The organism is Protofrankia coriariae (assembly GCF_001017755.1).
GTDB lineage: Bacteria > Actinomycetota > Actinomycetes > Frankiales > Frankiaceae > Protofrankia > Protofrankia coriariae.
Map to the genome: position 1 here is coordinate 52,402 of NZ_JWIO01000030.1, position 16,006 is coordinate 68,407.

General features: G+C 70.7%; 12 protein-coding genes. 8 read left to right on the top strand and 4 right to left on the bottom strand.

The window, feature by feature from the left end:
- The first annotated feature begins 230 nt into the window (after positions 1 to 230).
- The 3 genes from FrCorBMG51_RS17435 to FrCorBMG51_RS17445 all read left to right on the top strand — a co-directional run bounded on the left by FrCorBMG51_RS17435 (position 231) and on the right by FrCorBMG51_RS17445 (position 3,438).
- Complete coding sequence (locus FrCorBMG51_RS17435; RefSeq protein WP_076842571.1) at positions 231 to 737, top strand: SAV_6107 family HEPN domain-containing protein; 507 nt, start codon at positions 231 to 233, stop codon at positions 735 to 737.
- A gap of 889 nt (positions 738 to 1,626) precedes the next feature.
- Entirely contained in the window at positions 1,627 to 2,391 is a 765-nt protein-coding gene (locus FrCorBMG51_RS17440; protein WP_047224115.1) for a methyltransferase domain-containing protein, read from the top strand.
- A gap of 651 nt (positions 2,392 to 3,042) precedes the next feature.
- The gene (locus FrCorBMG51_RS17445) at positions 3,043 to 3,438 is read left to right on the top strand and encodes a DUF3040 domain-containing protein (protein WP_047224135.1); all 396 of its coding nucleotides are present in this window, start codon (positions 3,043 to 3,045) and stop codon (positions 3,436 to 3,438) included.
- Positions 3,439 to 3,738: 300 nt separating this feature from the next.
- On the opposite strand, the gene FrCorBMG51_RS29045 is transcribed toward FrCorBMG51_RS17445, so the two are convergent.
- The 4 genes from FrCorBMG51_RS29045 to FrCorBMG51_RS17460 form a co-directional block, all read right to left on the bottom strand.
- The gene (locus FrCorBMG51_RS29045) at positions 3,739 to 4,167 is read right to left on the bottom strand and encodes a hypothetical protein (RefSeq protein WP_162233238.1); all 429 of its coding nucleotides are present in this window, start codon (positions 4,165 to 4,167) and stop codon (positions 3,739 to 3,741) included.
- Between the two features lie 23 nt (positions 4,168 to 4,190).
- Positions 4,191 to 6,293, bottom strand: a complete 2,103-nt coding sequence (locus tag FrCorBMG51_RS17450; protein ID WP_052914785.1) for a transglutaminase TgpA family protein — start codon at positions 6,291 to 6,293, stop codon at positions 4,191 to 4,193.
- Positions 6,290 to 8,248: a DUF58 domain-containing protein gene (locus FrCorBMG51_RS25515; protein ID WP_235433681.1), complete on the bottom strand. Its 1,959-nt coding sequence runs from the start codon at positions 8,246 to 8,248 to the stop codon at positions 6,290 to 6,292. Before FrCorBMG51_RS25515 ends, FrCorBMG51_RS17450 begins: the two co-directional genes overlap by 4 nt.
- A gap of 60 nt (positions 8,249 to 8,308) precedes the next feature.
- Positions 8,309 to 9,334, bottom strand: a complete 1,026-nt coding sequence (locus tag FrCorBMG51_RS17460) for an AAA family ATPase (protein WP_086055532.1) — start codon at positions 9,332 to 9,334, stop codon at positions 8,309 to 8,311.
- A 382-nt stretch (positions 9,335 to 9,716) separates the two neighbouring features.
- Here FrCorBMG51_RS17460 and mraZ point away from each other — a divergent pair, with 382 nt between their 5' ends.
- From mraZ to FrCorBMG51_RS17485, 5 genes are all read left to right on the top strand, one after another.
- On the top strand, positions 9,717 to 10,148 hold the full coding sequence (gene mraZ / locus FrCorBMG51_RS17465; protein ID WP_047224116.1) for a division/cell wall cluster transcriptional repressor MraZ: 432 nt from the start codon (positions 9,717 to 9,719) through the stop codon (positions 10,146 to 10,148).
- Between the two features lie 402 nt (positions 10,149 to 10,550).
- Positions 10,551 to 11,630: a 16S rRNA (cytosine(1402)-N(4))-methyltransferase RsmH gene (gene rsmH, locus FrCorBMG51_RS17470; RefSeq protein WP_235433682.1), complete on the top strand. Its 1,080-nt coding sequence runs from the start codon at positions 10,551 to 10,553 to the stop codon at positions 11,628 to 11,630.
- On the top strand, positions 11,627 to 12,385 hold the full coding sequence (gene ftsL / locus FrCorBMG51_RS34930; protein WP_052914787.1) for a cell division protein FtsL: 759 nt from the start codon (positions 11,627 to 11,629) through the stop codon (positions 12,383 to 12,385). The genes rsmH and ftsL overlap by 4 nt, the downstream gene beginning before the upstream one ends.
- Positions 12,382 to 14,742 (top strand): peptidoglycan D,D-transpeptidase FtsI family protein, encoded by a 2,361-nt coding sequence (locus FrCorBMG51_RS17480; protein WP_235433683.1) that lies wholly within the window; start codon positions 12,382 to 12,384, stop codon positions 14,740 to 14,742. The genes ftsL and FrCorBMG51_RS17480 overlap by 4 nt, the downstream gene beginning before the upstream one ends.
- A gap of 61 nt (positions 14,743 to 14,803) precedes the next feature.
- Positions 14,804 to 16,006: Mur ligase family protein (locus FrCorBMG51_RS17485; protein WP_047224118.1), on the top strand; the 1,203-nt coding region annotated here is incomplete at its 3' end.

Below are 16,006 nucleotides of genomic sequence, written 5' to 3' on the forward strand. Positions count from 1 at the left end.
CGGGCCGAGCCGGCGGCCACACGGTAATGGCCACACGGTGGCGGCCACGATGCCACGCAGCCGTACCCCTCGACAACGTTGACGGTTCAGGACGGGTGAGGTTTACTACTCCAGTAAGTCGAACATATGTTCGACTTACTGGAGTAGACCGTCATGCGAAAGATGGCCATGCGAAAGATCGTCATGCGGTTGAGCCATGTAGTGATGTCGTCGTATCGGAGGGAGCGGTCATGAGTCGGCAGGCCGTAGATCGACAGCCTCGAATCCCGGTCCCCCTCGCGGGGCTGCCTCGTCGTTCCCGCGACGAGTTGCTCATGGCCGCGCATCACGGACTCGACGAAGCGAGCTTCGCCCGAACTCCCGGGCAGCGGTACGCCCTGGCGCACCTGGCGGCGCTGCGGGCCGCCGCCGCTGTTCTCGTGGAACGGGCCCGCCCCCGGCACGGTCACCGCGGCCGGCCCGTCAGCGTCTGGCAGTTGCTGGCACGAGTGGCGCCCGAACTGGCGGAGTGGGCACAGTTCTTCGCGGCCGGTGCGGCCAAGAGGACGGCCGCCGAGGCGGGCCTGTCCGTGGTCGGTGTCCGGGATGCCGACGACCTGCTCCGGCAGGCGGAGACGTTCCTCGCGGTGGCGGAAACAACGCTGGGCCTACCGTCCCAGCCGGCGCTGACGGCCACGGTCGTCAGTTGCGTCCCGCCTGTCGGCGTGACCTGCTCACCGGAGAAGGCCGGGGTGTGAACGGGGTGGAAAGGCCAGGATGCGGAGCTGTGCGCACGCCGGGTGTGGTCATGACGCGGGTTCACCCTTGTGGCCCCTGAACGGGCTGATCCTGACCGCTGGAAGAGCTACCTCTCGTTGTCGGGAGATGCTGGTCCTGTTTGCCGGGGGATCCCGGATGTCGTCCTGTGCGCGAACAGAGGCTTCTGCCCGTCGGTTGTTGCGAGATCCATGTAGATCGTTTTGCGTATCGTAGATCAGGCGTTCACTATCGGTGGCCATTGGTGAGCGTCTTGATTACGACGGTAGGTCATTCGGATGAATTCAGTCATTGCTGGGGATACCACGCGATCGATGCCCGAAGGGTTGACCAGAGGGCCGAAGGCAGAAAAAGCGTGGGTTTTCCGTTCCGTCGGAGGTCATGGTCTCCGGGCTGTCGACGGGGTGGTGTCATCGGACGTGCCTGTGGGGATCCGCGAAGTCACGCGGCGAGACCGACGGCGGCCGCCGGGCTGGCTGCTGCAACTGGTCGGCCTGTCCCTGGGGGGTCTCGTGGCCGGCATCGCCATCGGTTTCCGGCTGCCGGCGTGAGACCGGCTACCGGCGTGCGAGATGCGCGAGAGAGCGCAAAAGATGCACGTAGAGAGACGCGCCAGTGCGTGATGCGTGAAGGACGATGAACCCGAGGCGGTCGTGGCCACCCTGGCGCTGGTTACCCCAACCTGGTCACCTGACGCTGGCCGCCCGGCGCCGTCAACCTCAGCGCTGATCACCCTGGCACTGATCGCCCTGGCGTCGCTCATCTCGTTGCGAGGTTCGCGAGAACTCTCCAGCGGGCATGGCCCGGGGAGGTCCAGGTCCCCGGGTCGTTGAGGGGCTCAAGGCCTCCGGGGCGCCGAGGAGGTACGGCATGGCCGTCAGAAGTCGTCCGGTGACATGGGGAGATCTGCGCCAGGCCGTGGTCTGGCGGGGGCTGTTGGACGCACTGGTCACCGTGACTGCGCGAGCGGGCAGCACACTCGACGTGGTGGACGCGGGTGGCGGCAGTGGTGGGTTCGCGGTGCCGCTTGCCGAGCGCGGGCACCGGGTGACCGTGGTGGATCCCAGCCCGGACGCGCTCGCCTCGCTCGACCACCGGGCGGCGGAGCACGGGGTCAGACATCTCGTGACGGCGCGTCAGGGAGATCTTTCCGTCCTGCCGGAGATCGTCGGAGTAGGCCGTTCGGACGTGCTGTTGTGTCACACCGTGCTGGAGGTGGTGGACGAACCCGTCGCTGCGCTGACCGCGGCAGTGGCAGCCCTGCGTCCAGGTGGGCTGCTCAGCGTTGTCGCCGCCAACCGGGCGGCGGTCGTCCTCGCCCGTGTGCTCGCCGGCAGGCTCGCCGAGGCACAGCATGCGCTGGCCGATCCCGGTGGACGTTGTGGCGGCTTTGACCGGGCGCGCCGTTTCGACGGCGGCACGCTGGTACGCATGGTGAGCGACGCCGGAGCCGATGTGATCGCGGTCCACGGGGTGCGGGTGTTCGCCGATCTGGTGCCCGCGGCCGCCGTGGACGCGGATCCGTCCGCGGCGGAGCGGCTGCTCCAGTTGGAGATCGCCGCATCCTCCCGGGCACCCTTTCGGGATCTTGCGGCTCACCTGCATGTCCTGGCCCACCGCCGCGACAGCCGATGACGTGACCCGACGACACGATCAGGCGGCATGACCAGATGGCATGACTATGCGTGGCGGACACCCGACCATGTTCCTGCGGGGTTCCTGCGGGCCCACCGCGATGGCTGATGGCGTGATGGGCCGGCGAGAGGCCGATGCGAGACCGGCACCGATGCGAGACCGGCAGGAGGCCGATGCCAGGGCGGGAGCGATCGTGATCAGGCAGGCGCGCGGTGCGAGAGACACGGTGCGAGGGGGAGGGGCTGCCGGGCACATCCGACATCCCCTCGGAGGCGACTTTCCCACGAAGGCACGGCAGATTCCCACGAAGGTATGGCAGATCCCCACGAAGGTATGGCAGAAAGGCATGGCAGGACGGTGAGGGCTTCCGGCGTGACAGGACGGTGAGTGCTTCCCCGCGGAGGCAGGGTCTATCACGCAGGGTGAGATCGGACCGGCTCCACCTGGACTCAGGGTGATTTCTTCCTCACGGAGACAGGGCTGATCACGCCGCGTGGCATGAGCCTTCGCGCCTGCGGGGAGGAGTCAGGGCAGCAGGAAGCGATCGGTCTGTCTCGGCATGGTTGGTTGCCTACCGCGCATGCCCGGTCGTGCCTATTCTTGGGTGTCAGGTTCCGTCTGCCGGACCTGCCGGCCGTGGGAGGAGCGTCGATGCCGCTCTCGGAAAATGAGCAGCGCCTGCTTGATCAGATCGAGCGCGCCCTCGTCGAGGACGATCCCAAGTTCGCGAGCACGGTCCGCTCGACGAACCCTCGCACCTATCTCATGCGCAGGGTCCGCCGAAGCTTCCTCCTGTTCGTGGTGGGGCTGGTCGTCCTGCTTGTGGGGGTCGTCCTCAACCGGACACCGTTGATCGTGATCTTCGGTGTGCTCGGTTTTGCCACGATGCTGTTCGCGGCGTCCCGGGGTGCCGCCGATCTTCGTCGGATCAGTGGCCGGGGCGGAGAGACCAGTAGCCGTCGTCCGACGGCCTCCCGTCGTCGGACCCGCCCCCCGTTCACCGAGCGGATCGAGGAACGATGGCGCCGCCGGTGGGATGATCACTGACTGGGGTAGTTACTGGCAGTGGTTGCTGACAGACGGTTGCTGACAACCAGCCCGATTGCTGGCCAGGGCCGGCGCTGTCGCTGGCTGGCAGGAGCCGCCGCCAATCGCCGGGACGATCAGTCGGCGTTATGATCGTCGACTACTAGTGATCATGGTCTGGTGATGACTGTCAACCAGGGGCCGACGACAGCCGCCAACCGCCGGGCGGGCCACAAGCGATCTTGAGTGACAGGGTCGCTCCCGACGGAGCCGACCCCGTCGACGCGGCCGGCATGAGCAACCGAGCCATGCTTCCGGTGTTCACACCCTGTCCCACTGACTGTCCTGGTCGTGCCGGCTGTTCTGGTCGTGCCGGCGTGCAGGCGGACGCCTCGACGCCGGATTGCTTCCCGGTCGGACCAGGGCACGTAGGCTACCCAGGTCGGCGACCACGGAGCGTGGAACCATGGTGGCCCAAGCACGGCTGGTGCGCGGCGCTGTCTTTCTCAAGATTCGTGAAACTGTCTGTAGATCGCGTCCGATCCGTTCGTCCGGTGCGTTGGAACGAACCAGGGCCAGTGGCGCGTAACAGGCGAGTTCCTCCGCCTCGGCGATCCGGAGCAGAGCAGCCAGGGCCTCCTCGACCTCCGCCGTCGTGATCATTTGTTCGGGGGCGCGGGCGTTGGCCGAGATGTGAGCGCTCAGCCGCGTCGCGCTGGCTCGCTGGGACTCGTTCGGCCGCAGCGGCATACCAAGATCGACAGCAAGGTCGGTCAGTTCGGCCCAGGCCGCGTGCGCCCGGCTGTCGGTCGCGGTGTCCCCGTCGTCGTCGGAGGTCCCCCGCAGGGTGGCCGTGAGGCGGTGTCGGCGGCGCACCATCCGCACCAGCGCTGGTCCACCCAGCACCGCGAGGACGGCGACCCCCGGCAGGAGCCACCAGAGGATCGCGGGCGGCCCGTCGCTGGTGGGCTGTACCTGTGTGAGGGGCTGTTGCACCACCGTGCCCTGTCCGCTGTCGCTGGTGACATCGGCGCTCGGCGCGGTGGTCTCAGGCGCGGACGACGGCTGGGCGGCGCCCGCCGGNGGGCGGCGCCCGCCGGCGCGGAAGCCGTGGCCCCTCCAGCCGGGTCCTGGGCCCGCGAGTAGCCGGGGATGATGATGCTCTCACTCGCCGCCGGGGTCGGCTCGAAGGGGATCCAGCCGGTGGAGGCGAACCACACCTCCGGCCACGCATGCATGTTCTTGTTGGTCATCAGGTAGCTGCCGTCCGGCTGCCGTTCGCCTTCGTTGAAGCCGATCGCCACTCGGGCCGGGATCCCCAACGACCGCAGCAGCACCGTCATCGCGGAGGCGAACTGCTCGCAGTAGCCGCGTTTGCGCGTGAACAGGAAGTCCGCCAGCGCCCCGGCCTGGGTGGTGGGGGCGCCGTCCAGGTCGTAGGTGAAGGCACCGCTCTGCAGGTAGTTCTGGATGGCGACGGCCTGCTGGTAGGGGCCGGAGGCGGTTCGTGTGAGCTGCCGTGCCAGATTGTGGATCCGGGGATCGGTGGTGGGAGGCAGTTCGGTATCGATCTTCAGCTCGGCTGGGGCGGCCGCCAGCACGGTCGCGAGCTCGTCGCGGGCGGGGGCAGGGACGGTTGCTTCGACCTGGTAGGTCGCGTCGGCGGTGGAGGTCCGGGTGCTGAACACCGTGCCGGTCTCGGCGGCCAGCCGCCAGTCGCCGTCGAGACCGGTGATTTTGGTCGGGATTCCGGGCAGCGGGAGGTAGTTCGCCTCCAGATCCTTCGACACGTTGATGGTCGCGGTGAGCTGAGTGCTGTGGGCGGTGGTTGCCGGCCCGGGCAGGCCGTTGCTGATTTTCGCCTCGCGTCCGGCGCGTAGCGCCCGCAGGGTGAACTGCTGCCCGTCGAACTGTTCGAGCGCGGTCAACCGCAGGTACTGCGGTGACGTGGTGCGCACCGACACCAGTTCCCTCGTCAGGGGGGAGTGCAGTTGTTGTGCCAACGAGACGATCGGCTGAATGACAACCGTCGAGCCGGGGCCGTCGTCGCCGTCGTTGCTCTGACCGTGCGTGACGAGCGCCAGCCCCTGTAGCGAGGGCAGCGTGGCCGGGACGGCCACCGCGCACACCAGCGCGCACACGGTGATCCCGATGACGTGGACACCGGTTCTGCTGCCCAGCCGCGGGGATGCCGACGAAGCGGCATCCGATGCGCCGGAGCCGGAGCCGGAGCCGGACGAGCCGGAACCCGATACGCCGGAGGCCGACGCGCTGGTGATCGGTTTTCTCCACCGTTCGACGCTGGTGCGGCCGTCCAGTATCAGCAGCAGGAGGAAGCCCAACGCGCCGAGAACGAACCGGACCGACCCGACACCGTCCGGCAGTACCGCCGCCGGCAGCATGAACAGTGCCAGCAGCGGGAGCCCGGCAAGCGCCGGACGCCGGAGCGTCGTCATCAGAAAGTCGACGATCATCGCGACGAGATGGACACCGATGAGGACGAGCAGCGCCAGACCTGGCCGTTGCGGCACCGGCGCGGCGAACCGGGCCACGTCGTCCCGGCCGGTGGTGATCAGGGAACGCAACGTTTCCAGGGTCTGACCGGTCGGCACCACGCCGGCGAGAGCGGTTTCCCCCGCACACAGTATGGTCGCCGCGACGAGCAGGCCGAGCGCCTCCAGCAGGACGATGACCGGGGCGGGCAGCCGCAGGGCCTGGCCCAGCACGGATGTTCCCGCCACCACCACCGTGGCAGCGACAGCCAGCCGCAGCCACCACAGGCCGTCGAACAACGGCACGAGCGCGAACGCGCACAGCAGCGACGCGAACGCGCCACCGAGAGTCGCGGTCAGGGTGGGAGGCAGGCGTGTGATCACCGCCGTAGGCCTGCTTCCGCCTCCGGCTGTCCTGTCGCGGACGCGCCTTCAGCGGCGTCTTCAGGGCGTACCCGCCGGGCGGATGACCGGGGCGTCCCGGACGGGCGTGCCGGCTCGGGCGTGCTGTCGGAGCGTTCCCGCATGGCCGATGGCCGGGACAGGGGGGACGTCCTGGCGCTGTCGGGCGGGCCGGGGGGGAAGGCTGTCGGGCGTGCCGCGGGTTGGCGGGATGCGGGCGGTGGTGCCACACCGGCCGCGTCGGGAGGGAATGTCCCTGAGCCACCGGTGGCCGGACCGGCAGTGGCTGGGCCAGCGGTGGTTGGCCAGGCGGCCGCTGGTCTGCCGGCCGTTGGTCCGCGGGCCGCCGAATTTCTGGCCGCCGAATCGCCGCTGGCTGGCCGGGCGGCCGCCCGGCTGGCAGCGGTCGAGCCGGAGACAGTGGCCGAGCCAGGGGTGGCTGGGCCGGTGGTGGATGGCCACTCGAGCGGCTGATCCGACAGATACGACATATCAGACGAATTTGGCGAATTCGAATTTGACGAATTCGGATGGGGTGGGTTCGGGTTCAGCGGATGCCGTGGCTGTGGCGGCGCCGGCCGGTCATTGTGGATCAGGCCGGTGGTCGGGGGGCCGGCCCGATGCCCGGCCCCGCTGCCCCCACCGCCGCCGGCTGTGTTCCGCTCGGAGCGCCGCTCGGACGCCCATGGCCACAGCGCGGCGAGGGTGTCGCCGTAGCCAGCGACGATCACAGTCCAGCCGTGACGCTGGAAGACCGCGCGGCAGGCGTGCAGGTTCTCCGGTCTGGCAGCCTCCTGCCTGACCGCCTCCTGCCTGACCACGGAGTGGTTCCCGTCCCAGGTCGTGACGTCGACGAGCACAACCGTCGCGAGTGCGCCGCGCGGACGGGTTCTGGCGAGCATCCCGGCCCGTGCCGGCTCGGTGGCTCCGAGGACCGCCACGAGCATCCCGTCGCCAGCGAGGTGAGTCAGGTCACGTCGGCCGGGGAGCGACGGGCCCGGGGATGCCGTACGGGACGGCGGGCCGGCGTCGCTGGTGGTCACCACGGCGAGCGCGTCCAACAGCGCGGTGGGGCTGCGGGTCGGGTTACGCGACCGGCCCGTACCCGGTGTGGTCGTCACACCGCTCACGCCACCGTCACAGATCAGGTCGACCAGGTGACCGCTCTCGGCGAGATGCACCGCGACCGAGCCCGCGGCGCTGACCGCCCACTCGAACGAGGAGGCCGGCCCCTGGCCAGTCCAGGCCGCGGAGCGGGTGTCGAGCAGCACGGTCGCGCTGGCCGGGCGGGAGCTCTCCTCCCGGCGCACCATCAGCTCACCGGCGCGGGCGCTGGTTCGCCAGTGGATCCGTCGCAGGTCGTCCCCGGCCTGGTACGGGCGGGTGACGAAGTCGTCGGTCCCCATGGTGGGCCGGTCGCGTTGGCGGAGGTCGCCGATCATGGTCTGTCTGCCGGGGCGCGCCGCGGGCAGCGTTTCCACCGGCGGGGTGACGACAAGCTCGCCGCGGCTGCGGAACGTGCGGGTGAGCTCGCACAGCCCGAACGGATCCGTGATCCGGATCGCCATCGGCCCGATCAGGTAACGGCCGCGCAGTTGGGGGCGAAGCTGATAGGTGAAGTACCGGGCACCCCCCGGCTCCACCCGGTCGAGCATGAAGCGCGCCCGGAAGCCGAGATGGGCGGGGACGTCGTCATCCACCAGCAGCACCGAGGAGGAACGCCGACTCATGTTGTCGATCCGAATGCTGACCGACACCACCGCCCCCACGGTCGCGCGGGCGGGTACCAGGCGCCGGTGACAGGCGAGCCGGTAGCGGGTCCGGCACACGAACGCCGTCGCGCACACCGGCAGGGCGAGCAGCAGCAGGCCGACCCGCAGGAGGTCCTTCTCGCCGACCACGACCGCCAGCCCGCAGCAGACCAGCCCGGTGACCACGAAACACTGTCCGCGGACGGTCAGACCTCGTAAGGCCGCCAGGAAGTCCGACACGGCGATCTAACGGCCACGGTGCGACGGACGTGCCCCCCGGTGCGGGATGGGGACCCGGGCGAGGACGTCCGCGACGATCCGGGAGGCGGCCTCGGCGGACCCGCTCGACGCCGCGGTTTCCGCTCGGACCAGCAGCCGGTGGGTGAGGACCGGTTCGGCCATGGCCTGGACGTCGTCGGGGACGACGAAGGCGCGGCCGTCGAGGGCGGCATGGGCCCGGGCGGTTCTGATCAGGTGCAGGGTCGCGCGCGGGGAGGCGCCCAGGACGAGTTCCGGGTGCCGGCGGGTCGCCGTCACGAGATCGATGATGTAGCGGCGCACCTCGTCGGCCACGTGCACCGAACGGACCAGGGAGATGAGTCTGGTGATCTCGGTGGCTTCGGTGACCGGGTCGACCGTGTCGAGAGGCTCGGTGTTTCCATGGCTGTCCAGCATGGCCAGTTCGGCCGCGGGCGACGGGTAACCCATGGACACTCGCGCGGTGAAACGGTCCCGTTGCGCCTCGGGCAGGGGATAGGTGCCTTCCATCTCGATGGGGTTCTGGGTCGCGACGACCATGAACGGCGATTCCAGGTGATAGGTGACACCATCAATGGTGACCTGGTGTTCCTCCATGCATTCGAGGAGTGCCGACTGCGCTTTGGGAGCGGCTCGGTTGATCTCGTCGGCTATGACCAGGTTGGAGAAGACCGGCCCGGGGCGGAACTCGAAGTCGCGGGTGTCCTGGTTGTAGACGCTCACCCCCGTGACGTCGCTGGGCAACAGGTCGGGTGTGAACTGGATACGGCGGACGCGGGCGTCGATCGAGCGTCCCAGCGCCTTGGCGAGCATCGTCTTGCCGACGCCGGGCACGTCCTCGATGAGCAGGTGGCCCTCGGCGAGCAGGACGACCAGGGATGTCCTGACCACCTCGGGCTTGCCGTCGATGACGCTCTCGACCGCGCGGGTCATGCGCGCCGCGACATCCGCGAGGTGGCGCAGGCCGGTCCCGGGCTCGCGCCACGGTATGACGCCGGGCTCCGTCACCGTCACGTCGGCCTCCGTCCTCAGATCGGCGAGGTGGGCCCGGCGGACCCCCCACAAGTGTGGCACCCGAGCAGAAGATGATCTTCACCGGTGGGAATCATCCGTCCGCTCCGTCCGGAAAGCGTACTCATTCGCGGCGGCGATCGAGGATAGCCGCTGCATCGGTTACTGGAGGTGTTTTTGGCATGTTCGGTCAAAAGACACATTGATGCCGGAGAGGTGATCTCCGAGGCCTGCCGAACGTGGGCGTGGGGGTGTCCGGAGTGTCGGACAGGTGGGGGGGAGTGGGGTACAGTGGCGCGCAGTGGGGGGTGGAGGCACTGTCAGGCTGACCAGGGTGGGGTTTGAACGGCCATGAACCTCTCGGGTACGGGCGAGGAGGCCGCCGATGTTCCTCGGCAGCCACACGCCACGACTCGACGACAAAGGCCGGATCACCCTGCCGGCGAAGTTCCGCGAGGAGCTGGAAGGGGGGCTCGTGATCACCAAGGGGCAGGAACGCTGTCTCTACGTGTTCCCCATGGCTGAGTTCACCCGGATCAGCGAGTCCCTGCGGGCCGCGCCTGTTACGGCAAAAGCTCTACGGGATTACAGCCGCGTCTTCTTTTCCTCGGCTTCGGACGATGTTCCCGACCGGCAGGGACGGATCACCATCCCGCCGGCCCTGCGGACGTATGCGGAACTCACCCGGGACTGCGTCGTCAACGGCGCGAACACCCGGGTGGAGATCTGGGACGCGGCCCGCTGGGAGACCTATCTGGCCAGCCAGGAGGAGAACTTCGCCGCGCTTTCCGAGGAGGTGTTGCCCGGCGTCATCTGAGCGTCGTCCGAACGTCATCGTCCGAAGCGGACACACCCGGCCGGGAGCGCCGACCGACTACCGTCGGCAGCCTTCGCGCCGCCCTCCATGCCGCTGCAGCCCGGGGCATCAGGTGTGCGCCGAGGTCTCCCCCCGCTCCATACCGGACACCACTTCCCCGGTGTCCGGTGGCGTGAGCGGGGCGGGACCTGGGCACACGCCGGGCCCTCGGGACCGGTGATGACGCCGGGCCGCCCCGACGCACGTGTTTCCCGCATATCCGCACGCCCAGCAGTCACCCGGTAGCAGCTATCCGGTAGCAGTCATCCGGCCGGCTGTCGTGCAGCCGACAGCACCGGTTCGTCACATCCATTCACATCGTCTGTACGTGTACACCGCGATTTTCACCGAGCGCGATCGCGGATGAACCGCATCTTCCCCGCCGCGAGGTTCACAAAACCGTTCGAGGAGGCCGAGGTGGAGGCCACACACACCCCCGTCCTCTCCGACCGTGTCGTCGCCCTGCTGGCGCCGGCCCTGCTCAGGCCCGAGGCGGTGTTGGTCGACGCCACCATGGGTCTCGCCGGTCACGCGAGCGCGTTACTCGACGCCTGCCCGACGGCCCGCCTGATCGGTCTCGACCGCGATCCGCAGGCGCTGGAGCACAGCCGCGCCCGGCTGGCCGACCGGGCCGACCGGGCCACCCTGGTGCACGCCGTGTACGACCAGCTGCCGACCGTCCTGGACGCCCTCGGCCTGACCGAGGTGCACGGCGTGCTGTTCGACCTGGGCGTCTCCTCGCTGCAACTCGATTCCGACGAGCGGGGATTCAGCTACTCCCGGGACGCTCCCCTGGACATGCGGATGGACCCCGGCCGGGGCCGCACCGCCGCGGACGTCGTGAACACCTACGACGCCGACGAACTCACCCGCATCCTCCGCCACTACGGAGAAGAACGCTTCGCCCGCCGAATCGCCTCGGCCGTGGTCGCCGAACGCGCCCGTGAGCCGTTCGTGTCCTCGGCGCGGCTGGCCGATCTCGTCCGCCGGACCATTCCGGCCGCAACACGTCGTAACGGTGGAAATCCAGCAAAACGTACGTTCCAGGCGCTGAGGATCGAGGTGAACGGCGAACTCGAGGCACTCGCCCGGGCGCTGCCGGCAGCCCTCGACGCGCTCGCTGTCGGGGGGAGACTCGTCGTGCTTGCCTACCACTCGCTCGAGGACCGCATGGTCAAGCGGGCGTTCGCCGCGCGGGTACGCCCTGACGTACCGCCGGATCTGCCCGTGATCCCACCGGATGCCGCACCGACGATGCGCTGGCTCACCCGCGGTGGGGAGACACCGTCTGCGGACGAGGTGGCGGCCAACCCGCGGGCCTCCGCGGCGAAACTGCGCGCCGTCGAGCGGATCGCCCCGCCATCCAGGACACCGGGGATATCCGGAGCATTCGGAACGCCTGGGCCGGCCGGCCCAGGCGGGGCAGCCGGAGGTGCGGCATGAGCGCGCCGGCCCCCCTGCTGGCGCGGCAGGGCCGGGGCAGGGCGAAGGCGGCCACGCCGCCCGCCCGCACGCCGCACCAGGCCGCCCGCACCGACCGCTACGGCTACGCGGCGTNGCGGGTGGACGGGCCGGGCCGGCCGTCCGCGCCGTCACCGCTGCGTGTCGGCCAGCCCCCCGTGCGCGGGAACGCTCCCCGGGCGCCCTTCGTCATCCTGTTGCTGCTGCTCATGGGCGCGGGTCTGATGGGCCTGCTGCTGCTCAACACGGCGCTCGCGCAGAGCGCGTTCAAGGTCCACGACCTGCGGCAGGACTCGTCCGATCTCATGGACGAGGAACAGGCGCTGTCCATGCGGCTGGACAACCTGTCCGACCCGGCGAACCTCGCCGCCCGGGCGGCGCAGCTCGGCATGGTCCCCGGCGGCATCCCGTACTACCTGCCGGCCGGCGCCCCGCTCCCGCCCGGTGCCAGGGTGATCGGTGCGGAGCCGTCCTCCGGCTTTGTCGTCGTGGTGGTGCCGCCACCGGGCCGGCCGGCCGGCGGTGCTGTGGGCCCTGGAGCCACGGCGGGTACTGGAGCCACGACAGGCTCCAGCGCCACGGTGGGCTCTGGAGCCACGGTGGGTACTGGCGCCACGGTGGGTACGGGCAGCGCGCAGCCGGCAGCCGTACCGGCCGCCGGCGTACCGGCTGCCGTGGGAGGCCCCGCTGGTGACGCGTCGACCGCGGGCGGGTCACCGGCCGCGGGTGCCCGGTGAGCTCCACAGTGCACCGTGGGGCCGCGCGTGGCCGATCGCGATCACGTAAAGCATCCACTCCTGTTCGTAGTGGCGCTGTTGATCAGTGGTACGAGTATGAGGATGACCACGGCGGGTTCGCCGCCGGCTACGCCGATCCGGACGGCTACCGGGCCACGGCCGCCGGTTCCGCCTCCCGTACCGCCCACGGGGACCCCCACCGCTGGGGCGGCGGCCCCGACGACGGCTACGTCGACGACAGCTACTCCGGCTACGACCACCCCAGCTATGGCCAGGGCTACTCCGGCCGCGGCTACTCCGGTTACTCCGACTACGACCACCCTGACGACAGCTACCGCGAGGGCGGCACGTCCGGACGCGACGGATACGTCCATGACCAGGACGAATATGTCCATGACACGGACGGTCACCAGCTGGACCGCGGCCGGGTGGGCGGGCGGCGCCCGGGCTGGTCGTCGAACCAGCGCCGGGGACGTAGGCCCGTTCGTACCGGGAGTCGTCAGCCGCCCGCGCCACGCGGCCGGACGGGCGGACCGGGTGGCACCACGGCTCATCCCTCAGCCCGTTCGTCAGCCCGTCCCGCTGCCCGGCCGGCGGCGCGCGTCGCCGCGTCCCGGCCGCCCATGCGGCTGGGTAGCCCGCGCCGCAGGCTGCGGGTGTCGGTCGTCGTTCTCTGCGCGGCGCTGGTCGTGCTCGCCGGTCGGCTGACCCAGCTGCAGGCGTTCCAGGCTTCTACCTACGCCGAACGCGCCGAGCAGCAGCGGCTGCGGACGGTGGCGTTGCCCGCGGTCCGTGGTGTCATTACCGACCGTAGCGGAGCGACGCTGGCGCAGGACGTCGAGGCGCGCGCGGTCTACGCCGACCCACACGACGTCACCGACGCGAAGGCAGTGGCCACCGCCCTCGCGCCGCTGCTCGGCGTGCCCGCCGACACCCTGCAGCCGAAACTCGCCGGCAGCGGACGTTTCGCCTACCTGGCCCGGGGCCTGGATCCGGCGGTGGGCAAGGCCGTGACCGACCTGAGGCTGCCCGGCATCGGCGTCCTGGAGGAGCGCCGGCGCCTCTACCCGTCCGGCACGCTCGCGTCCAACGTCGTCGGGTTCACCACGATCGGTGACAACGAAATGATCGTCGGCAGCGGCGGTATCGAAAGCGCCTACGACCGGGTGCTGCGCGGGACGGACGGCCTGCGCCGGGTCGAGGTCGACCCGGCCGGGCGGATGATCCCGTCGGCGGCCAGTCGGGAATCCGACCCGGTGCCGGGCTCGAGCGTGCGGCTGACCCTCGACCGCGACATCCAGTGGGCCGCGCAGCAGGCGCTGGCCGAGGCCGTGCGCACGACCCACGCCGACGGCGGCAGCGTCGTGGCCATGGTCCCGAACACCGGGGACATCCTCGCGATGGTGGACGCGCCCGGTTACGACCCCAACAAGGTCGCCACCGCCGATCCAGGCACTCTGAAGAACCGTGCCACCCAGGACGTCTACGAGCCGGGCAGCGTCAACAAGGTCATCACGATGGCCGCGGCGATCGACCGTGGCCTGATCACGCCGGAGACCCCGGTGACGGTGCCGCCGAACATGCGCATCGCGGGCCGGACCTTCACCGACGCCGAGCCGCACGGGGTCGAGCACCTGACCGCGGCCGGGGTGCTGGCCAGGTCCAGCAACCTCGGGACGATCCAGATCGCGCACAGGCTCGGCCCGGCCGGCCTGGAGAGCGCGCTGCGCGACTTCGGCCTCGGCGCCAGGACCGCGCTGCGCTTCCCCGGGGAGAGTGCCGGCATCCTGCGGCCCGCCGCCGAGTGGGACGTCCAGCAGGCGGCCACGATCTCCTACGGGCAGGGGATGTCCGCGACCGCGATCCAGATGGCCTCGGTCTACGCCACCATCGCCAACGGGGGCGTGCGGGTCGCGCCCCGGCTGGTGGACAGCACCATCTCCCCGGACGGGGCCGTGCGCGCCACGCCCCGCCAGCCCGGCGTCCGGGTGATCAGTGAGGCCACCGCGGCCACGGTCTCGCAGATGCTGGAGTCGGTGACCACCGACTCGGGGACCGCGCCGTTGGCGGCCATCGACGGATACCGGGTGGCGGGCAAGACCGGGACGGCGCAGCGGGTGGGCCCCACCGGCCGCTACGACGGCTATGTCGCGTCGTTCGTGGGTTTTGCCCCGGCCGACCAGCCCAGGGTGGTCGTCGAAGTGGTCCTGGACAACCCCCGCGACGGCCACTTCGGCGGGACGGTCGCCGCGCCGGTGTTCCAGCGGGTGATGACCTTCGCGCTGACGACGCTGGGCGTGCCTCCGTCCGGCACGAGCGCGCCGAAGCTCGTTCTTGATCTTGATGCGGGTCGTTGACCCGCCGTGCCCGTCGTGACCCGACGCAGGTCCCTGCGGGCCGGCTACTAGTGTCGTTGCCGTGACCTCACCGGTGTTGCGTCCGGTCGCCTCGCCCGCACGGGCGCTCACCGAGCTGACCGTCGGATACGACGGTCTCGCGGTGACCGGCGGTGCTGTGGCGGGTGTTGTCGTCCGCGGGATCACCCACGACTCCCGCGCGGTGCGTCCTGGCGACCTGTACGCGGCCCTGCCCGGCGCGCGCGCACACGGGGCCGCCTTCGTCCGGCAGGCGGTCGCGGCCGGGGCCGTGGCCGTGCTGACCGACCGGGCCGGCGCCGACCAGATCGCGGCGACGGCCCGGTCGGTCAGCACGGGCGCCGGCGGCGGCGTGGCCGGCGGTAGCGGCGCGACCGGCAGCGGGCCCGTGGCCGGCAGCGGTGTGGCCGCCAGCGCGGGCGTGACTGGCGGCGCGGGCGCGGCCGGTAGCGGCGGCGGGAGCGTGGCTGGCAGTGGCGTGGCCGCCGGTGTGGGCGTGGCCGACGTCCCGGTGCTCGTGGCCGCGGACCCGCGGGTGCTGCTGGGGCCGGTCGCCGCCCGGGTGTACGGCGACCCGTCGGGGGCCCTGACGTTGCTGGGGGTCACCGGCACCAACGGCAAGACGACGGTGGCCTACCTGCTGGAGGCGGGGCTGCGGGCCGCCGGGCACACGACCGGGCTGATCGGGACGGTGCAGACGCGGCTGGCCGGCACCGTGCTCCCCTCGGTGCGCACCACCCCGGAGGCCACCGACCTGCAGGCGCTGCTCGCGGTCATGGTCGAGCGTGGGGTGACCGCTGCGGCGATGGAGGTCTCCAGCCACGCCGTCGCCCTGCACCGGGTGGGCGGCATCCGTTTCGCCGGGGCGGCGTTCACCAACCTCAGCCAGGACCATCTCGACTTCCATCCGTCGATGGAGGACTATTTCGCCGCCAAGGCCGCCCTGTTCACCCCCGAGCGGACCGGGGTGTCCGTCATCGACGTCGACACGTCGTGGGGGCGCCAGCTCGCCGCCGCCGTCCCGGGCGCGATCACCTGTGGGACGGCCGCCGACGCGCAATGGCGCGCCGTCGACGTCGTCGCCGGCCCCACCGGGACAACCTTCCGCGCGCTCGGCCCGCACGGCGCGGACGTCCGGGTGGGCATCGCGCTGCCCGGAGCCTTCAACGTCGGTAACGCCCTGGTGGCGCTGGCGCTGCTGGTGGCCACCGGCGTCCCCGCGCCGGTGGCGGCGGCCGGGCTGGCG